The organism is Pseudomonas sp. XK-1 (assembly GCF_038069885.1).
Classification (GTDB): domain Bacteria; phylum Pseudomonadota; class Gammaproteobacteria; order Pseudomonadales; family Pseudomonadaceae; genus Aquipseudomonas.
The window spans coordinates 228,978-247,198 of the sequence record NZ_JBBPES010000005.1 but is presented as its reverse complement, the minus strand read 5'-3'; the positions used below and the strand labels follow the sequence as shown (position 1 = coordinate 247,198).

Annotated in this window: 18 protein-coding genes; 13 read left to right on the top strand and 5 right to left on the bottom strand. The window is 62.2% G+C overall.

All coding sequences use genetic code 11. From position 1 onward, the window contains the following. Positions 1–3 precede the first annotated feature (3 nt). Positions 4–786: a hypothetical protein gene (locus WMW70_RS14965; RefSeq protein ID WP_341438258.1), complete on the bottom strand. Its 783-nt coding sequence runs from the start codon at positions 784–786 to the stop codon at positions 4–6. 214 nt (positions 787–1,000) lie between these two features. Between WMW70_RS14965 and WMW70_RS14960 the strand changes: the two genes are divergently transcribed. Both WMW70_RS14960 and WMW70_RS14955 read left to right on the top strand, forming a co-directional pair. Beyond that, a complete protein-coding gene (locus WMW70_RS14960) occupies positions 1,001–1,729 on the top strand; it encodes an endonuclease (RefSeq protein ID WP_341438257.1) in 729 nt (242 codons plus the stop codon). 100 nt (positions 1,730–1,829) lie between these two features. Next, entirely contained in the window at positions 1,830–2,411 is a 582-nt protein-coding gene (locus tag WMW70_RS14955; RefSeq protein ID WP_341438256.1) for a DUF1415 domain-containing protein, read from the top strand. 128 nt (positions 2,412–2,539) lie between these two features. Here WMW70_RS14955 and WMW70_RS14950 read toward each other — a convergent pair whose 3' ends face one another. Further along, the gene (locus WMW70_RS14950) at positions 2,540–2,956 is read right to left on the bottom strand and encodes a CBS domain-containing protein (RefSeq protein ID WP_341438255.1); all 417 of its coding nucleotides are present in this window, start codon (positions 2,954–2,956) and stop codon (positions 2,540–2,542) included. Positions 2,957–3,177: 221 nt separating this feature from the next. On the opposite strand from WMW70_RS14950, the gene WMW70_RS14945 reads away from it, so the two are divergent. The 3 genes from WMW70_RS14945 (at position 3,178) to WMW70_RS14935 (ending at position 5,409) form a co-directional block, all read left to right on the top strand. Continuing rightward, a complete protein-coding gene (locus WMW70_RS14945; RefSeq protein ID WP_341438254.1) occupies positions 3,178–3,546 on the top strand; it encodes a hypothetical protein in 369 nt (122 codons plus the stop codon). A 149-nt stretch (positions 3,547–3,695) separates the two neighbouring features. Beyond that, complete coding sequence (locus WMW70_RS14940; protein ID WP_341438253.1) at positions 3,696–4,244, top strand: REP-associated tyrosine transposase; 549 nt, start codon at positions 3,696–3,698, stop codon at positions 4,242–4,244. Positions 4,245–4,326: 82 nt separating this feature from the next. Next, the gene (locus WMW70_RS14935) at positions 4,327–5,409 is read left to right on the top strand and encodes a type I restriction endonuclease (protein WP_341438252.1); all 1,083 of its coding nucleotides are present in this window, start codon (positions 4,327–4,329) and stop codon (positions 5,407–5,409) included. Positions 5,410–5,516: 107 nt separating this feature from the next. Here the strand turns inward: WMW70_RS14935 and WMW70_RS14930 are convergent, their stop codons facing one another. The 3 genes from WMW70_RS14930 to WMW70_RS14920 form a co-directional block, all read right to left on the bottom strand. Next, on the bottom strand, positions 5,517–6,299 hold the full coding sequence (locus WMW70_RS14930) for a gamma-glutamyl-gamma-aminobutyrate hydrolase family protein (protein WP_341438251.1): 783 nt from the start codon (positions 6,297–6,299) through the stop codon (positions 5,517–5,519). Positions 6,300–6,654: 355 nt separating this feature from the next. Next, the gene (locus tag WMW70_RS14925) at positions 6,655–8,151 is read right to left on the bottom strand and encodes a CoA-acylating methylmalonate-semialdehyde dehydrogenase (RefSeq protein ID WP_341438250.1); all 1,497 of its coding nucleotides are present in this window, start codon (positions 8,149–8,151) and stop codon (positions 6,655–6,657) included. Between the two features lie 106 nt (positions 8,152–8,257). Then, on the bottom strand, positions 8,258–9,604 hold the full coding sequence (locus tag WMW70_RS14920; RefSeq protein WP_341438249.1) for an aspartate aminotransferase family protein: 1,347 nt from the start codon (positions 9,602–9,604) through the stop codon (positions 8,258–8,260). A gap of 137 nt (positions 9,605–9,741) precedes the next feature. On the opposite strand from WMW70_RS14920, the gene WMW70_RS14915 reads away from it, so the two are divergent. From WMW70_RS14915 to WMW70_RS14880, 8 genes are all read left to right on the top strand, one after another. Beyond that, positions 9,742–10,662 carry a LysR family transcriptional regulator gene (locus WMW70_RS14915; protein ID WP_341438248.1) on the top strand — a complete coding sequence of 307 codons (921 nt, stop codon included), beginning with the start codon at positions 9,742–9,744 and terminating at the stop codon, positions 10,660–10,662. 209 nt (positions 10,663–10,871) lie between these two features. After that, the gene (locus WMW70_RS14910; protein WP_341438247.1) at positions 10,872–11,543 is read left to right on the top strand and encodes a TetR/AcrR family transcriptional regulator; all 672 of its coding nucleotides are present in this window, start codon (positions 10,872–10,874) and stop codon (positions 11,541–11,543) included. Next, positions 11,543–12,127 (top strand): IMPACT family protein, encoded by a 585-nt coding sequence (locus WMW70_RS14905; protein ID WP_341438246.1) that lies wholly within the window; start codon positions 11,543–11,545, stop codon positions 12,125–12,127. Before WMW70_RS14910 ends, WMW70_RS14905 begins: the two co-directional genes overlap by 1 nt. Positions 12,128–12,301: 174 nt before the next feature. Next, positions 12,302–12,760 carry an REP-associated tyrosine transposase gene (locus WMW70_RS14900; protein ID WP_341438245.1) on the top strand — a complete coding sequence of 153 codons (459 nt, stop codon included), beginning with the start codon at positions 12,302–12,304 and terminating at the stop codon, positions 12,758–12,760. Positions 12,761–13,034: 274 nt separating this feature from the next. After that, a complete protein-coding gene (locus tag WMW70_RS14895; protein WP_445942150.1) occupies positions 13,035–14,609 on the top strand; it encodes an ABC transporter ATP-binding protein in 1,575 nt (524 codons plus the stop codon). An 11-nt stretch (positions 14,610–14,620) separates the two neighbouring features. Further along, positions 14,621–15,718, top strand: coding sequence for an ABC transporter permease (locus WMW70_RS14890; protein ID WP_341438244.1), 1,098 nt, complete (start codon positions 14,621–14,623; stop codon positions 15,716–15,718). Between the two features lie 171 nt (positions 15,719–15,889). Next, a complete protein-coding gene (locus WMW70_RS14885) occupies positions 15,890–16,816 on the top strand; it encodes an ABC transporter permease (RefSeq protein WP_160016037.1) in 927 nt (308 codons plus the stop codon). Positions 16,817–17,013: 197 nt separating this feature from the next. Further along, positions 17,014–18,096, top strand: a complete 1,083-nt coding sequence (locus tag WMW70_RS14880; RefSeq protein WP_341438243.1) for a BMP family ABC transporter substrate-binding protein — start codon at positions 17,014–17,016, stop codon at positions 18,094–18,096. The last annotated feature ends 125 nt before the right edge of the window (positions 18,097–18,221 follow it).

Below are 18,221 nucleotides of genomic sequence, written 5' to 3'. Positions count from 1 at the left end.
CCGCTACTGCACCGGCAGAAAATTGAGGAACAGCAGGCCGTGGGCGTAGTTAACGCCGATCCGCCGGTAACGCTCATCCAGCACATCGGTCAGCAGATCCAGGCGCGCAACCATCTTGCCGAACTCCACGGCATAACTGAGGTTATAGCCCTCGGCCGAGATCTCGTTGGACAGCAGCCAGGGCCGGCCCTGGCTGTCGCGACGGTTGACCAGCATCCAGTGGGCCTTCTCGATATTGCGCGCGGCGTTGTGAATAAACTGCGCATCCAGCGAATCGGTCAGGTAGTACTGGGTACGCCCGCCGTGGGCGGTGATCAGCATGCTGGCCATGGCATAGATAAAGGCCGCGACCCGGTCGCCCTGGTACTGCGCACTCAGCGCATAGCTCAGGGCCGCCACATCGGTGCGCCCGCCCAGTTCCGCCAGTGGCTGGTTCTGCTCCACCGCGACATGCACCGCGCGCTTGGCCGCGGGCAGGTCGGCAAAGCCGCCCTTGCGCCACTCCTGCGGGTTGCGCGCGTAGAGCTTGTCCATCAGCCGATAGAGGCTATTGAGGTTGTTGCGCATGCTCAGGGTGGCCATGCGGTCGGCATTGCTCTGCAGCAGCTCGGTGGCCTTGATCGGGCTGCGGTTACCGACAATCGACTGATGATCCTGGCCAACGCACCCCGCCAGGCCGAGCCCCAGCAACGCCAGCGCCACGGCCCGGCAAAGGCGCGTCGACGACAGCCCGAGCCAGGTGTGCAGAGGGCCATGCGGCCGTATCCAGCGGTAGCCAAATCCCATCAGAGGCAATCCCTTCGCGGCGATCCGATGGAGTAACGCTAGCAACAAAATCCGTCCTGTGCGTTTTTTGTACAGAAAATATGACCTGCAACGCAATCAAGCACCTAGCCACGTAACTTAAAGCGACACAACAGATTGCGCAGCCACCAGGAAAGCCCTCACGGCAGCAGGCCGCTGCGGTTATGATGCGCGGCTTTTTTGCCCCGAGTCGCCCATGTCCCGCCTGCTTGCCCTGCTCTGCCTGCTGCTGGTCGCCCCAGCGGTTTACCCCGACGCCCCGCAAAACTTCGCCGCCGCCAAGAAAATCGCCTGGCGGCTGTACGCCGAACGGCCCAGCACCTTCTATTGCGCCTGCGCCTACCAGGGCAACCGGGTCGATCTCGGAAGCTGCGGCTACAGTGTGCGCAAGCAGCAGCGACGCGCCGCCCGGGTGGAATGGGAGCACGTGGTGCCGGCCTGGGTGATCGGCCATCAGCGCCAGTGCTGGCAAAACGGTGGGCGCAAGAACTGCACCCGCAGCGACGCCACCTTCAAGGCCGCCGAAGCCGACCTGCACAACCTGGTGCCGAGTATCGGCGAGGTCAACGGCGACCGTTCCAACTACGCCCTCGGCATGCTCGGTGAAAAACCCACGCAGTACGGGGCCTGCCCCATGGTGGTCAACTTCAAGGCGAAAACCGCCATGCCGCCGCAACCGGTACGCGGAGCCGCGGCGCGTATCTACCTGTATATGGCCGACCACTACCAACTGCGCCTGTCCAAGCTCGACCGGCGCACCTACGAGGCCTGGAACCGCCAGTACCCGGTCAGTGAGTGGGAGCGCTGGCGCAACCAGAAGGTCGGCTGCGTGATGGGCCACGGCAACCCCTATGTCGGGGCCGTCGACACGGCGCGCTGCAGCCCGCTGCGCCGCGCTGGCAACCCGCAACGCAACAGCGGCTAAGCCCCCGCGGTTGCCAGCCCCGACAACCGCGCAAAAACCCGACGCGCCGCTATTGGCGCTAAACTTCACGCCATCCCAGCCAGCCCGAGTCGTTCACCCTATGTCCAGCACCACTACCCCGAGCGCCGCCCGCGCCATCGCCGAAACCCGCGCCTGGGTCGAACGTGCCGTGATCGGCCTGAACCTCTGCCCGTTCGCCAAGGCGGTGCAGGTCAAGGGCCAGGTCCGCTATGTGGTCTGCGCCAGCGCCGAGCCCGCCGACCTGCTGGCGATGCTGATCGACGAACTGCACCACCTGGCCAACTGCCCCGCGCAGGAAACCGACACCACCCTGCTGATCCACCCCGCGGTCCTCGGCGACTTTCTCGACTTCAACGACTTCCTCGCCGTGGTCGACGACAGCCTCGACGACCTCGGCTACAGCGGCATCCTCCAGGTGGCCAGCTTCCATCCGCAGTTCCAGTTTGCCGACACCCATGCCGCGGATATGGGCAACGCCACCAACCGCTCGCCCTACCCGACCCTGCATCTCCTCCGCGAAGCCAGCATCGACCGCGCCGTAGCCGCCTTTCCCGACCCGGAGGCGATCTTCGAAGCCAATATCGAAACCCTGGAAGCACTCGGTGCAGACGGCTGGGCCGCCCTGCAGGCGCAGTGCCGCGAGGATGCCAAGGACAGCTAACAGGCTGTTAAAACTCAGGGCACAGCCGACGGCGCGCCGCATGGGTCGGCACCAGCGCCCGCCAGCGCATTTTGGTGCAGGCCGCCGCTATTCGCCGCGACCATGCACCGCAGCGGTGCGCAGCTGAGTCAGGCTGGCGTGGACAATTTATCCAGCACCCGATCCAGTTGCTGCAGCACATGACGACGGCTGATCACCCCCAGCACCTTGCCCGCGGCATCCACCACCGGGTAGCTCTTGGGCTTGTCGCCGAGCATCTGCTGGGCCAGGGCCATGGGGTCCATATCGCCGCGCACGCTGAGCACATCGCTGCGCATGATGTCGCGCACCGTGGCCACCCGCTGGTTGTAATAGGCCACCTGCACCGCCACCCGCAGGCAATCCTGCTCGGACAACCAGCCCAGCAACAGGCCATCGTCATCGACCACCGGCCCGCCCAGGGCGGCATGGCGGAGCAGCAGATTGGCGGCTTGCACCACCGGCATCTGCGGGTGAATACGGGCGAATTCCTTGCTCATGCAATCGGCGATAGAGGCAGTGATCATCAAACGGGCTCCGCAAAAATTGGCGTCATAGGCATCCGGCTCTGCGGCCGGGAATTTAGCTTTAGCAAGTTCCACACCCATTTCCCGCAGAACCCACCAAATCCCCCCACGATGACCACTAACTGTTTACACAGGCTTTACCTTCGCTTACGCAATGCCAGCGCCAGAGCGCAGTCGAACTTACTAACCGGACAAACCGGTGCCCAAGAGGAGTTCCGCTCATGCGCTTACGTATCCCGCTTATCGCCGGCCTGGTGGCCAGCCTCGCGCTGATCGCCCAAGCTCCCGCCCAAGCCTCCAACCGCGACGCTGCGATTGCCGGCGTGGTTATCGGTGCCGTAGTCGGCGGCGTTATCGCCAGCCAGACCCGCCAGGTGCAGGTGCCCCACCATGCGCCACCACCGGTCTACCATCAGCCCCGGGTGGCCTACTACCAGCCCAGCCCGGTTTACTACCAACCGGCCCCGATCTACTACAAGGCCAAGCCGCATAAACACCAGCGCTGGCATAAACAGCACCACCGCCACGACAGCCATAACGGCTACCAAAACCACCGTGGCCAGCACGGCCAATATGACAACCGCCGCTAAACACCAGACCCCGCTTCGGCGGGGTTTGTTGTTTGTGCGCCCGCCCCCACCCGTAGGATGGGTTGAGCAACGCGATACCCATCACCCAATCGCACGCCGCTCGCACGACTACACTCAGCCAACACCCGCCTCTGCAAAGGACTGCAGCCATGACCGACTACCGCCGCGATCACACCCCAGGAGCCAGTTGGTTCTTTACCCTAAATTTGGCCGACCGCCGCCAGGCGTTATTAACCGAACAGATCGATCTGCTCCGCGCCAGTTTTCGCAAGGTCATGCGCCAACATCCCTGGCAAATCGACGCCATCGTAATCCTGCCGGATCACCTGCATGCCCTGTGCACCCTGCCCGTTGGTGATGCCGATTTCGCCGTACGTTGGCGCTTGATCAAAACCGGCTTTTCCCGCGCCTTGCCTTATGGCGAGCACATATCCGCCAGCCGCCAGCGCAAAGACGAGCGCGGCATTTGGCAGCGCCGTTATTGGGAACATCGCATCCGTGACCAGGCGGATTTCAACCGCCATATCGATTACATCCACCACAATCCACGCAAGCACGGGCATGTGCAGCACGTAGCCGATTGGCCGTGGTCGTCGTTTCACCGGTATGTGCGAGCGGGTTTATTGCCGGGGGATTGGGCGGGTAGCGAAGAGATAGATGAAGCCGTTGGCGAGCGCAGCAGCGATGATTTCAGATAGCCATTATTGATGGGTATCGCTACGCTCAACCCATCCTACGGGTTCTAAGAAAAATAACGCATGACATAGCAAGGAGCAAAAAATGGAGTTCTTCGAGAAGCTAAACAGCCTTTCTGCAAAAATCCGACAGCAGGCAAGTGCAATTAAAACGGAAGAAGCAACGAAAAACGCTTTTGTCATGCCATTTATAAACACCGTCCTCGGCTATGACGTATTCGACCCAAGGGAAGTAACCCCAGAATTCGTCTGTGACATTGGCACGAAGAAGGGTGAAAAAATTGACTACGCCATATTAAAAGATGGCGAAGTTCAGATACTGATCGAATGCAAGAAGATCGGCGAACCTCTTAACATCAATCACGCCTCTCAATTATTTCGCTATTTCCATGTAACAAATGCTCGAATTTCCATCCTCACCAATGGTCAAGTCTATAAATTCTTCACTGACCTTGACGCCCCAAACAAGATGGATGAAAAGCCATTCCTTGAGCTCGACCTCTTAGACATTGATGAGCATGCGGTACCTGAACTTATAAAGCTTACGAAGTCAGCCTTCGATGTTGAGTCGATAGTCAGTGCTGCTGGGGAATTAAAATACGTCAGCCAAATAAAGAAAGAGATCGCACTTCAATTCACTAAACCAGACGACGACTTCGTAAAATTCTTTGCATCCCGCGTTTACGAAGGAATGATCACTCAGAAAGTACGCGAGCAATTTACAGAACTGACCCGTAAGGCAGTCGCACAGTTCTTGAACGACCAAATCAACGACCGACTGAAATCTGCAATGAGCGGGGCAATTCAACCCAGCTACGCTGCCACTACCGCATCGCCAGCAGACCCTTCAAATGAGAAAACTGACGAAGCGGCAGAAGATAAGGTTCTGACAACTTTAGAAGAGCTTGAGGGCTACCATATCGTCAAAGCAATTGTGCGCTCCGCTGTCGACTCTAAACGAATCATTCAACGCGACACCCAAAGCTACTTTGGAATACTGCTAGACGACAACAATCGCAAACCGATATGCCGTTTGCACTTCAACCGCACCCAGAAATATATCGGTATTTTTGACCAAGAAAAGAACGAAACACGTCACCCAATCAGCTCACTCGACGAAATTTATGATTTTGCTGATCAATTGAAAAAAACCATAAGTTTCTACTGACTGCACGTAGCACGTAGGATGGGTTAAGCGCAGCGATACCCATCAATTCTCAAAACAAAAGGCCCGTCAATCGACGGGCCTTTTGCTTTCAATCATCAGCGCAGTGTTTAGGCCACCGCCGCCTCGCTACGACGCTCAAGCTTCTTCGCCTGATACTCCCTCGCCGCCTGATGAAACGCCCCCAGCAGCGCGTTGTAATCCGCCTTCTCCCAATAGCGATACTCAGGATGCCACTGCACCCCAACGGCAAACGCCTTGGCACCAATCACGCTGACCGCCTCGATCTGCCCATCCTCGGCCACGGCTTCAACCTGCAAGCCCTCACCGAGGCGATCAATCCCCTGACCGTGCAACGAGTTAACCTTGATCTGCCGCTCGCCGAACAGCGAGTGCAGCACGCCGCCTTCGGTCAGGGCCACGTTGTGCATCGGGCCGTAGGCCACGTCGTCGGGTACGTCCTTCACTTCGCGGTGATCGAGACGCCCTTCCACTTCATGCACTTCACGGTGCAGAGTGCCGCCGAACAGTACGTTCATTTCCTGGACGCCCCGGCAGATGCCGATAAAGGGAATGCCACGCTCCAGGCAGGCACGCATCAGGCGTAGCACGGTTTCATCGCGGGGCTTGTCGGCCAGGCCGAGACCGGGATGCTCGTCGCCGTAAAAGCTGGGGTGCACGTTGGAGAGCGAGCCGCCGAACATGATGCCGCTGACGCTATCCAGCACGGTGTCCATGTCCAGATCATCGCCGAAGGCCGGGATCATCAGCGGGAAGGCACCGTAGCCGGTGACGGCGTGGATGTACTTCTCGCCGACCAGGTGAAACCAGCCGATATCACGGCTGGTCAGCTGCCAGCGGCACAGGGGTAGGCCAATCATGGGTTTTGTCATAGGGAGTCCTCTTCATAGTCAATTGAAGTGGGCTGCCCTTGGGAGAGCGGGCTTGCAGGCCAGGAAACCCTGAACCCGCTCACCCAAGGGGTGCCGTAACCTGCGGTCACTGCACCAACGCCGCGCCCGCGCGGCTGGTTTGTTGCGTAAACGTGTTGCGATGCTGCTTGTGTAGGAGCGGGCTTGCCCGCGATTCGGTGGTGGCCTTGATCGCGGCCAAGGCCGCTCCTACAGAATAATTGCGCCTGAGGGTTACTGCTGGTCGCGAAAGATCGCCAGCAAGCTGGCTCCTACAGGTCGTCATCCACATCTAAAAAAGGGGGCTGATCTTGCGATCAGCCCCCTTGGATATTGCTTAACCGTTGCTTGGGAAAGCGAACTGCGCCGCTTCGTGGCTGGCGCGCTGCGGCCAGCGCTGGGTGATGGCCTTCTTGCGGGTGTAGAAGCGCACACCGTCCGGGCCGTAGGCGTGCAGGTCGCCGAACAGCGAGCGCTTCCAGCCGCCGAAGCTGTGGTAGCTGACCGGTACCGGCAGCGGTACGTTGACGCCGACCATGCCGACTTCGATTTCGTCGCAGAACAGCCGCGCTGCTTCACCGTCGCGGGTGAAGATGCAGGTGCCGTTGCCATATTCGTGGTCGTTGATCAGCTGCATAGCGGCTTCCAGGCTGCCGACGCGGACGATGCACAGCACCGGGCCGAAGATTTCGTCGGTGTAGATGGTCATCTCCGGGGTCACCTTGTCGAACAGGGTGCCGCCGACGAAGAAGCCGTTCTCGTTGCCCGCCACCACCAGATCGCGGCCGTCGACTACCAGGCTTGCGCCCTGGGCCACGCCGGCGTCGATGTAGCCTTTGACCTTGTCACGCGCAGCGCCGGTAACCAGCGGGCCCATGTCCAGGCCGCAGGAGGTGCCGGCACCGATTTTCAGGGCCTTGATCTGCGGCACGATCTTCTCGACCAGTGCATCGGCGATCTGATCGCCTACGCATACGGCCACGGAGATGGCCATGCAGCGCTCGCCGCAGGAGCCGTAGGCCGCGCCCATCAGTGCGCTGACGGCGTTGTCCAGGTCGGCATCGGGCATCAGCACGGCGTGGTTCTTCGCGCCGCCCAGAGCCTGCACGCGCTTACCGCGCTTGGTGCCTTCGCTGTAGATGTATTCGGCAATCGGCGTGGAGCCGACAAAGCTCAGGGCTTTGACTTCCGGCGCATCGATCAGCGCATCCACGGCTTCCTTGTCGCCGTGCACCACGTTGAGCACGCCTTTGGGCAGACCGGCCTCGATCAGCAACTGGGCGATATACAGGGTGGAGCTTGGGTCACGCTCGGACGGCTTCAAGATAAAGCAGTTGCCGCAAACGATGGCCAGCGGGTACATCCACAGCGGCACCATGGCCGGGAAGTTGAACGGGGTGATGCCGGCCACCACGCCAATCGGCTGCATGTCGCTCCAGGCGTCGATGTTCGGGCCGACGTTGCGGCTGTACTCGCCCTTGAGGATTTCCGGGGCGGCGCAGGCAAATTCGACGTTCTCGATACCGCGCTTGAGTTCACCGGAGGCGTCTTCCAGGGTCTTGCCGTGCTCTTCGCTGATCAGCTTGGAGATGGTCGCTTCGTGCTGCTCGAGCAGCTGCTTGAAGCGGAACATCACCTGGGCGCGCTTGGCCGGCGGGGTGTTGCGCCAGGCCGGGAAGGCGCTCTTGGCCGAGTCGATGGCCAGTTGCATGGTGGCGCGGTCGGCCAGGGCGACCTGCTTGGTGACTGCACCGGTGGACGGGTTGAACACGTCTGCGTTGCGGCCGGTGCCGGTAGTCAGTTCGCCGTGGATCAGGTGGTTAACGATGGTCATGGCAATTCCTTAATAACGGATCTTGTTGTGTAGGAGCGGGCTTGCCCGCGATTCGCTGGTGGCTTGATCGCGGCCAAGGCCGCTCCTACAGGGAATAGTGGGTGGCTTAGTCGAGGTTGTTCAGCACATCACCGACGGCGTTGAACACAGAGTCCAGCTGCTCGGGCTTGGTGTTGAAGGTTGGCCCGAACTGCAGGGTGTCGCCACCGAAGCGCACGTAGAAACCGGCGTTCCACAGTTTGATACCGGCCTCGAAAGGACGGATCACCGGGTCGCCATCACGCGGGCTGATCTGGATCGCGCCGGCCAGGCCGCAGTTGCGGATGTCGACCACGTTCTTGCTGCCCTTGAGGCTGTGCAGCTTGTCTTCGAAGATCGGCGCGAGGGCGGCGGATTGCTCGATCAGGTTGTCGCGCTTGAGCAGTTCCAGGGTTGCCAGGCCGGCGGCGCAGGCCACCGGGTGGCCCGAGTAGGTGTAGCCGTGGCCGAACTCGACCATGTGCTCGGGGATCGCCTGGTTCATAAAGGTGTTGTAGATCTCGCTGGAGGCGATCACTGCGCCCAGCGGAATCGCGCCGTTGGTGACCTGCTTGGCGGTGTTCATGATGTCCGGGACCACGCCGAAGAACTCGGCACCGGTCCACTTGCCCATGCGGCCGTAAGCGGTGATCACTTCGTCGAAGATCAGCAGGATGTTGTGCTGGGTGCAGATCTCACGCAGGCGCTGCAGGTAGCCAACAGGCGGCACGATCACGCCGGCGGAACCGGACATCGGCTCGACGATCACGGCAGCGATGTTCGAGGCGTCATGCAGTTCGATCAGTTTCAGCAGCTCGTTGGCCAGCTCCACGCCGCCAGTCTCGGCCATGCCTTTGGTGAAGGCCAGGTGCGACTGCAGGGTGTGTGGCAGGTGGTCGGCGTCCATCATCTGGCCGAACATCTTGCGGTTACCGCCGATACCGCCCAGCGAGGTGCCGGCGATATTCACGCCGTGGTAACCACGGGCGCGGCCGATAAACTTGGTTTTGCTCGGCTGGCCTTTCAGGCGCCAGTAGGCCCTGGCCATCTTCACCGAGGTGTCGGCGCACTCGGAGCCGGAGTCGGTGTAGAACACGTGGTCGAGGCCGGCCGGAGTCAGCTCGGTGATTTTCTCGGCCAGCTGATAGGACAGCGGGTGGCCGTACTGGAAGCCCGGGGCGTAATCGAGGGTGCCCAGCTGCTTGGCCACGGCGTCCTGGATTTCCTTGCGGTTATGTCCGGCACCACAGGTCCACAGCCCGGACAGGCTGTCGAACACGCGGCGGCCCTTGTCGTCGATAAAGTGGTTGCCGTCGGCAGCCACGATCAGGCGGGGGTCGCGCTTGAAGTTGCGGTTAGCGGAGAACGGCATCCAGTGCGCATCCAGCTTGAGCTGGCTGGCCAGGGACGGGACTTCGGTCTGCGGCATGTTCATGGTGCGGCCTCGCAAGGAAGGGCGGTGTTCTTAGATAGAGAAGCAGTTGCCAGTAAAGGTGCCACGGGCTTAGAGTCATGAAAACCAGACTCTTCTTATCTTTAGTTAAGCCCTCACTAAACAATGAGCCTCCCAACATGAGCACCCGTCGCCCCGACCCGCTGGCCCAGGTCAGTGATTTTGATATTCGCCTGCTCAAGCTGTTTCGCAGCGTGGTGGAATGCGGCGGTTTTTCCGCTGCGGAAAGCGCCTTAGGGATCGGCCGCTCGGCGATCAGCCAGCAGATGAGCGATCTGGAACAGCGCCTCGGTTTGCGTCTGTGCCAACGCGGCCGCGCCGGCTTTGCCCTGACCGAAGAAGGCCGCGAGGTGTACCAGAGCACCCAGCAGTTGCTGGCGGCGCTGGAGAGCTTTCGTACCGAGGTCAACGGCCTGCACCAGCACCTGCGCGGCGAGCTGAATATCGGCCTGACCGACAACCTGGTGACGGTGCCGCATATGCGCATCACCAACGCCCTGGCGCGCCTGAAAGAGCGTGGCCCGGACGTGCATATCCATATCCGCATGACCCCGCCGAGCGAGGTCGAACAAGGCGTACTCGATGGCCGTCTGCATATCGGCGTGGTGCCGCAAGTGACGGCGCTGTCCGGGCTGGACTACCAGCCGCTGTACGATGAGCGCTCGCTGCTCTACTGCGCGGTCGGCCACCCGCTGTTCTACGTCGATGATCAGCAGCTGGAAGATGAACGGCTGAACGCTCAGGAAGCCATCGCCCCGACCTTTCGCCTGCCGCCCGAGGCGCAGAGCCACTACCAGGCGCTCAATTGCACCGCCAGCGCTTCGGACCGCGAAGGCATGGCCTTTCTGATTCTCACCGGGCGCTATATCGGCTACCTGCCCGACCATTACGCCCAGGCTTGGGTGCAGCAGGGCCGCCTGCGGGTGCTGAAACCGACCAGCCGCTTCTACGACATCAGCCTGGCCTCGGTCACCCGCAAGGGCCGCCGCCCGCACCTGGTGCTGGAAAGCTTTCTCGAGGCGCTGGCCGCCAGCGCCTGAACACCCTAACAGACCGCTGAAAAACTACCTACGTTGGCAAGACAAGGCAAAAACGGCCTGCTAACCAAGGGGCTGAGCATGCACGAATACGGTGCAAATGCCCGCCTAAATGGCGGTTATCGCGTTTTTTTGCCCCTTGCGCTTGTCACTTCGGCGAGTGTGGGTTATCAGTGCAGTCGTCCGAAAACCTGACCACTGCGGAAGCGCCCATGACTGTTGAAGTACTCGCCCACTGTACCGACCCGAGCGCCAAACCCGCCGGGCGGATTCGGCAGAAAAACGAAGAAGCGATCATCAAGGCCGCCGAGGAGGAGTTCGCCCGTCACGGTTTCAAGGGCACCAGCATGAACACCATCGCGCAGAACGTCGGCCTGCCCAAGGCCAACCTGCATTACTACTTCAGCAACAAGCTGGGCCTGTACCAGGCGGTGCTGAGCAATATCCTCGAACTGTGGGACAGCACCTTCAACAACCTGACCGTCGACGACGACCCGGCCGAAGCCCTGACCCGCTATATCCGCGCCAAGATGGAATTCTCCCGCCGCCATCCGAAAGCCTCGCGCATCTATGCCATGGAAGTGATCAGCGGCGGCGAAACCCTTTCGCAGATGCTCAGCCAGGACTACCAGACCTGGTTCCGTGGTCGCGCCGCGGTGTTCGAGGCCTGGAGCGCCGCCGGCAAGATGGACCCGGTCGACCCGGTGCACCTGATCTTCCTGCTGTGGGGCAGCACCCAGCACTACGCCGACTTTGCCTCGCAGATCTGCCGTGTCACCGGCACCTCGCGCCTGACCAAGCAGGACTATGAAGTGGCCGGCGACAACCTGATCCGCATCATCCTCAAGGGCTGCGGTCTGACGCCTCCTGTCAAAGACGCCTGATGCCCTTTACCCTGCTCGGCCCTTGCGATTACCGCGAGGAGATTCGCAAAAGCCGCTTTCTCGCCCTCGCCGTGCCGGTTGCCGGCGCGGCCGAGGCGCAGGCGTTTATCGCGGCGCACAGCGATGCCAGCGCCAGCCATAACTGCTGGGCCTGGAAGGTTGGCCAGCAGTACCGTTTCAGCGATGACGGAGAGCCCGGCGGCACCGCTGGCCGGCCGATACTCGCGGCGATCGAAGCCCAGGATATGGACCAGGTGGCGGTACTGGTGATCCGCTGGTACGGCGGTATCCAGCTCGGCACCGGCGGCCTGGCCCGCGCCTACGGCGGCAGCGCCAACAAATGCCTGCAAAGCGCCCCGCGCATCGAGCTGGTGGCCCGCGAGCAGTACCGCTGCCATTGCCTGTTCGCCGAACTGCCGCTGCTCAAGGCGCGTCTGGCGGAACTGGACTGCCTGCTGGAAAGCGAAAGCTACGACGCCACGGGGGCCGAACTGCAGCTGGCCATCCCTGCCCCACGGGTCGCCGAGCTGCAGCGGTTGCTGGCGGATATCAGCCGTGGGCGGATCGAGCTGCTACCGCTATAGGTGCACTACGCTTCTGCATTGTGGCTGTGAGTCTGCAACCAACTTCACGAATTATCGCGGGCAAGCCCGCTCCTACAAGGGATAGCGGCGTGACCGCGATTGCCGGGCGCGGCACGCTTTTGTAGGAGCGGCCTTGGCCGCGATCCATTTCGAATACCCCATGGAGGCAATGGAATGCCTGCGAAACCCCATGGCCATAGCCTGCGGCGTGGCCGCTATTCAGAGCCGGGACGCCTTTACCTGCTGACCACCACACTGTTACAGCGCCGCCCGCTGTTTTATGACTTCGCTTTGGCGCGTCTACTGGTGGCAGAGCTGCGCGCAGCCCATGAACAACATCAGGTGGCATCTCTAGCCTGGGTAGTCACGCCCGATCACCTGCATTGGCTTGTACAACTGCAAACAGGCTCTCTGGATGACCTGATGCGCCCTATCAAAAGCAACAGCGCACGGCTGATCAATCAGCGCCTGGGCACACAGGGCCCGATCTGGCAGCCGGGTTACCACGACCGCGCGCTGCGCCGGGATGAAGACCTGCAATCGGCGGCTCGTTATATCGTCGCCAATCCGCTGCGAGCAGGCCTGGTGGCACGTATTGGCGATTACCCGTTATGGGATGCGGTGTGGTTATGAGCCTGCGTCGGTCTGACGAATGATCGCGGGCGAGCCCGCTCCTACAAGGATAGCGGTGTAACAGCGACTACCTGGCGCTGCGGGCTTTGGTAGGAGCGGGCTTGCCCGCGATGCGCCAAAACGCACCAGCCATCAAGACCACGCACCAAGCTGGAGCCACCCGCTGGCGCGGCGTTGTGGCGGGGCTTGCACGAGTGCGGGCCGCTGGCTTTTCTGACCCACTGGCCAGCTTTTTGCTTTAGCCAGGCCAGTTGTCATTCCTGAGCCACTGCCCATGTCCAGTTCCCCCTCTGTTCCACGCTTGCAGCTGAGCGGTATCAGCAAGCGCTACCCTGGCTGCCAGGCCAACGACCGTATCGACCTGAGCATTGCCCCTGGGGAAATCCATGCGTTGCTCGGCGAGAACGGTGCCGGCAAAAGCACCCTGATGAAGATCATCTACGGCGTCACCCAGCCCGACAGCGGCGAGATCCGCTGGCAGGGCGAAGCCTTGAAGATGCGCGACCCGGCCATGGCGCGCAGCCTCGGTGTGGGCATGGTGTTTCAGCACTTCTCGCTGTTCGAAACTCTGACGGTGGCGGAAAACATCGCCCTGGCCATGGGCGCGGCGGCCGGCACACCCAAGCAGCTGGAGCCGAAGATTCGCGAAGTCTCGCAGCGTTATGGCATGGCCCTGGAACCGGGCCGGCTGGTGCACAGCCTGTCCATCGGCGAGCGGCAACGGGTGGAGATCGTGCGCTGCCTGATGCAGGACATCAAACTCTTGATCCTCGATGAGCCGACCTCGGTGCTCACCCCGCAGGAGGCCGACGAGCTGTTTGTCACCCTGCGCCGCCTGGCAGCAGAGGGCTGCAGCATTCTGTTTATCAGCCACAAGCTCGGCGAAGTGCGTGCCCTGTGCCAGAGCGCCACGGTGCTGCGCGGCGGCAAGGTGTCGGGGCATTGCGTACCGGCCGAATGCAGCGACCTGCAGCTGGCGCGGCTGATGGTCGGGGACGCCGAAGGGCTGGAAAGCAGTTACCCGAAAGCCAGTGGCGGCCTGCCGCGACTGCGGGTGGATGACCTCAGCTGGCACGACGCCGATCCGTTCGGCTGCACCCTCAGGCAGATCCGCCTGGAGGTGCGCAGCGGTGAGATCGTCGGCATCGCCGGGGTGGCCGGCAATGGCCAGGATGAACTGCTCGCCCTGCTCAGCGGCGAAACCCGGCTGCCGCGCAACGAGCACGCGCGCATCAGCCTCGATCAACAGCCCATCGCCCACCTATACCCGGATGCGCGACGCAAACTCGGCCTGGCCTTTGTCCCGGCCGAGCGCCTGGGCCATGGCGCGGTGCCGGACATGAGCCTGGCCGACAACGCCCTGCTCACTGCCTTCCAGCAGGGCCTGCTGAGCAAGGGCCTGATTCAGCGCGGCAAGGTGCGCGCCCTGGCCGACCAGATCATCCAGCGCTTTGCGGTGAAAACGCCGGATGCCGATGCGCTGGCGCGCAGCCTTTCCGGCGGCAACCTGCAGAAATTCATCCTCGGCCGCGAGATTCTGCAGCAGCCCAAACTGCTGGTGGCGGCGCACCCGACCTGGGGCGTGGACGTGGGCGCGGCGGCGGCGATTCATCGCGCGCTGATTGCCCTGCGCGATGCCGGTGCAGCGATCCTGGTGATTTCCGAAGACCTCGACGAGCTGTTCCAGATCAGCGACCGCATCGGCGCGCTGTGCAGCGGCAAGCTCTCGCCCCTGGCCGCCACCGCAGAAACTGAAGCGGTTGAAGTCGGCCGCTGGATGGCCGGCGAATTCGCCCCGCTGCCCCCCATCACAAGCCCGCTGGCAGCCCCTGCTGCCCACCTGAGCTGACGGAGTTTCCCATGCTGTTATCCCTCGAACCGCGCGGTCAGCAATCGCGCGCCATGCTCTGGTTGTCGCCGCTGCTCGCCGCCGTGCTGACCCTGTGCAGCGGCGCGCTGCTGTTCACCCTGCTCGGCCACGATCCGCTGCAGACCCTGCACACCTTGCTGATTGCGCCGCTGGCCGACTGGTACGGCGTCTCCGAACTGCTGGTCAAGGCGCTGCCGATTCTGCTCTGCGCCCTCGGCCTGGCCGTGGCCTACCAGGCCCGTATCTGGAATATCGGCGCGGAAGGCCAGCTGCTGCTCGGCGCACTGGCCGGCAGCGCCATGGCGATCCAGCTTATCGACTGGGACAGCCGCTGGGCGCTGGTCTGGGTGGTACTCGCCGGCATGGCCGCCGGCGCAGCCTGGGGCGGGCTGACCGCCTGGCTGCGCACCCAGTTCAATGCCAACGAAATTCTCACCAGCATCATGCTCAATTACATCGCGCTGAACCTGCTGCTGTTCTTCGTGCATGGTCCGCTGAAGGACCCGGCCGGCTTCAACTTCCCCGAGTCGGCGATGTTTGGCGATGCCAGCCGCCTGCCTCTGGTGAGTGAAGATGGCCGCCTGCACGCCGGCCTGTACTTCGCCCTGCTGGCCCTGGTGGCGGTATGGGTGCTGCTGCACAAGAGCTTTCTTGGTTTTCAGATCAAGGTACTCGGCCTCGACCGCCGCGCTGCCGGTTTTGTCGGCTTTCGCGAGAAGCGCCTGGTGTGGTTTGCCCTGCTGGTCAGCGGCGGCCTGGCCGGATTGGCGGGGGTCGGTGAAGTGGCCGGGCCGATTGGCCAGCTGGTGCCGCAGGTCTCCCCAGGCTATGGCTACGCGGCGATCACCGTGGCCTTTCTCGGCCGCCTCAATCCGCTCGGTATCGTCTGCGCCAGCCTGCTGATGGCCCTGCTCTACCTGGGCGGCGAGAACGCACAGATGACCATGAACCTGCCCCAGGCGATCACCCAGCTGTTCCAGGGAATGATGCTGTTCTTCCTGCTCGCCTGTGACGTGCTGATCCTCTATCGGCCACGGCTGAAGTGGAAATGGACCAGCCTTCCGGTACTGAAAAAAGTGGCAGCCTGAACGGACGCCCCCTCACCCTAAGCCTCTCCCCAAAAGGGAGAGGGGACAGAAGCGGCGCGCGACTTCGAGTCAACGCGGTACAGCTCCCTCGCCCCTCCGGGGAGAGGGCTGGGGTGAGGGGGGGAAGCCTCTGCAGATGAATTGAAGCAATAGCCAAATCCGGAGCAACCGATGGACCTCGACCTGTTAAGCAATATTTTCTACGCCATGGTGCGCACCGGTACGCCGCTGCTGCTGGTGGCCCTGGGTGAACTGATCTGCGAGAAGAGCGGTGTGCTCAACCTCGGTCAGGAAGGCATGATGCTGTTCGGCGCGGTGATAGGTTTTATCGTCGCCCTGAGTACCGGCAACCTGTGGCTCGGCGTGCTGCTGGCGATGAGCGCCGGCATGCTGCTGTCCATGCTGTTCGCCGCCGTGGCCCTGGGTTTTAACGCCAATCAGGTGGCCACCGGCCTGGCGCTGACCATCTTTGGCGTCGGCCTGTCGACCTTTGTCGGCGCGGCCTGGGTCGGCAAGCCACTGGCAGGCTTCGAGCCCATCGCCATTCCGCTGCTCAGCGAGATTCCGCTGATCGGACGCATGCTGTTTGCCCAGGACATCCTGGTCTACCTGTCCTTCGCCCTGTTCGGATTGGTGGCCTGGGTCCTGCTGAAAAGCCGCATCGGCCTGATCATCCAGGCGGTCGGCGAAAACCCCGACGCCGCCAGCGCCATGGGCCTGCCGGTGCTGCGCGTGCGCACCCTGGCGGTGCTGTTCGGCGGTGCCATGGCGGGGCTTGCCGGCGGTTACCTGTCGCTGGCCTATACGCCGATGTGGGCGGAAAACATGACCGCCGGGCGCGGCTGGATCGCCCTGGCGCTGGTGGTGTTTGCCAGCTGGCGGGTGCTGCGCGTGCTGCTCGGGGCCTACCTGTTCGGCCTGGCCAGCATCATCCACCTGGTGGCCCAGGGCATCGGCCTGTCGATCCCCTCCAACCTGCTGGCGATGCTGCCGTATGTGGCGACGATTCTGGTGCTGGTTCTGCTCTCAAGGGATGCAATCAAGACACGTCTGTTTGCCCCGGTGTCACTGGGCAAGCCCTGGCAGCCGGGACACTAAGCTACGCCTACGCACCAGCAGGCAGCACGACCTGCTCCTTACGCACCAGCACAGCACTACCGCAGAACCCCGCCCCGGCGGGGTTCTGCGTAATAGCGCGGCATTACACGCTAATTGTCCAGTTGGTCAGCTTTTTGCAATCCAACCGGCAGCTGTTTAACAACAACGTACCCACACACATCGGAGTTCCACCGACCATGTTCGAGAAGAGCAAAAAACCCCTGCTGCGTGCCCTCGTCGCCGCCCTTGGCTTTAGCGCCACCCTGGGCGCTGTCGCCGCCGATCCGTTGAAGGTCGGCTTCGTTTATATCGGCCCGATTGGCGACCATGGCTGGACCTACCAGCACGAGCAGGGTCGCCAGGCGGTGATCAAGCAGCTCGGCGACAAGGTCGAGACCAGCTATGTGGAAAACGTGCCGGAAGGGGCGGATGCCGAGCGGGTGATCCGCAACATGGCCAAGGGCGGCTATGACCTGATCTTTACCACCTCCTTCGGCTATATGAACCCGACGCTGAAAGTGGCCAAGCAGTTCCCCAAGCTGACCTTCGAGCACGCCACCGGCTACAAGCAGGACAAGAACCTCGGCACCTACCTGTCCCGCTCCTATGAGGGCCGTTATGTCGGCGGTTTCCTCGCGGCGAAGATGACCAAGACCAAGAAGATCGGCTACGTCGCCTCCTTCCCGATCCCGGAAGTGATCCGCGATATCAACGCCATCCAGCTGGCCCTGGACAAGTACAACCCCGGCACCGAGATCAAGGTGGTGTGGGTCAACTCCTGGTTCGATCCGGGCAAGGAATCCGATGCCGCCAACGCCCTGATCGACCAGGGCGTCGACGTGGTATTCCAGCACACCGACAGCCCGGCCCCGATCCAGACTGCCGAGCGTCGCGGTGTCTATTCCGTGGGCTACGCCTCGGACATGGCCCACTTCGGGCCGAAAGCTGTGCTCACCTCGATCGTCAACGACTGGGGCCCGCACTACGTCAAATCTACCCAGGCGGTGATCGACGGCAACTGGAAATCCGAAGATTTCTGGGGCGGCCTGGCTGAAGACACCATCCGTCTGCCGATCAGCGATCTGGTACCGGCCGAGGTGAAAGCCGAAGCCGAGCAGATCATCACCGACATCAAGAGCGGGGCCTTCCACCCGTTCACCGGGCCGATCAAGGACCAGAGCGGCGCAGAGAAGATCCCGGCCGGCGTCGCCGCGACCAACGCCGAACTGGCCTCGATGAACTACTACGTGGAAAACGTAAAGGCTGAACTGCCGAAGTAAGCTGGAATCGCGGCTCAAGCCGCTCCCACAATGTGGGAGGCGCTTTAGCGGCGATAGTTTTCAGCAATCACCGATGCCGTCCCTGCCCTCTGGCAGAACCGCATCAGAAGGACGATGCCCTAACC

Bases quoted from the DNA above. Each gene is read 5' to 3' on its own strand.
- WMW70_RS14965 (WP_341438258.1), bottom strand. From the start codon at position 786: ATGGGATTTGGCTACCGCTGGATACGGCCGCATGGCCCTCTGCACACC.
- WMW70_RS14960 (WP_341438257.1), top strand. From the start codon at position 1,001: ATGTCCCGCCTGCTTGCCCTGCTCTGCCTGCTGCTGGTCGCCCCAGCG.
- WMW70_RS14955 (WP_341438256.1), top strand. From the start codon at position 1,830: ATGTCCAGCACCACTACCCCGAGCGCCGCCCGCGCCATCGCCGAAACC.
- WMW70_RS14950 (WP_341438255.1), bottom strand. From the start codon at position 2,956: ATGATCACTGCCTCTATCGCCGATTGCATGAGCAAGGAATTCGCCCGT.
- WMW70_RS14945 (WP_341438254.1), top strand. From the start codon at position 3,178: ATGCGCTTACGTATCCCGCTTATCGCCGGCCTGGTGGCCAGCCTCGCG.
- WMW70_RS14940 (WP_341438253.1), top strand. From the start codon at position 3,696: ATGACCGACTACCGCCGCGATCACACCCCAGGAGCCAGTTGGTTCTTT.
- WMW70_RS14935 (WP_341438252.1), top strand. From the start codon at position 4,327: ATGGAGTTCTTCGAGAAGCTAAACAGCCTTTCTGCAAAAATCCGACAG.
- WMW70_RS14930 (WP_341438251.1), bottom strand. From the start codon at position 6,299: ATGACAAAACCCATGATTGGCCTACCCCTGTGCCGCTGGCAGCTGACC.
- WMW70_RS14925 (WP_341438250.1), bottom strand. From the start codon at position 8,151: ATGACCATCGTTAACCACCTGATCCACGGCGAACTGACTACCGGCACC.
- WMW70_RS14920 (WP_341438249.1), bottom strand. From the start codon at position 9,604: ATGAACATGCCGCAGACCGAAGTCCCGTCCCTGGCCAGCCAGCTCAAG.
- WMW70_RS14915 (WP_341438248.1), top strand. From the start codon at position 9,742: ATGAGCACCCGTCGCCCCGACCCGCTGGCCCAGGTCAGTGATTTTGAT.
- WMW70_RS14910 (WP_341438247.1), top strand. From the start codon at position 10,872: ATGACTGTTGAAGTACTCGCCCACTGTACCGACCCGAGCGCCAAACCC.
- WMW70_RS14905 (WP_341438246.1), top strand. From the start codon at position 11,543: ATGCCCTTTACCCTGCTCGGCCCTTGCGATTACCGCGAGGAGATTCGC.
- WMW70_RS14900 (WP_341438245.1), top strand. From the start codon at position 12,302: ATGCCTGCGAAACCCCATGGCCATAGCCTGCGGCGTGGCCGCTATTCA.
- WMW70_RS14895 (WP_445942150.1), top strand. From the start codon at position 13,035: ATGTCCAGTTCCCCCTCTGTTCCACGCTTGCAGCTGAGCGGTATCAGC.
- WMW70_RS14890 (WP_341438244.1), top strand. From the start codon at position 14,621: ATGCTGTTATCCCTCGAACCGCGCGGTCAGCAATCGCGCGCCATGCTC.
- WMW70_RS14885 (WP_160016037.1), top strand. From the start codon at position 15,890: ATGGACCTCGACCTGTTAAGCAATATTTTCTACGCCATGGTGCGCACC.
- WMW70_RS14880 (WP_341438243.1), top strand. From the start codon at position 17,014: ATGTTCGAGAAGAGCAAAAAACCCCTGCTGCGTGCCCTCGTCGCCGCC.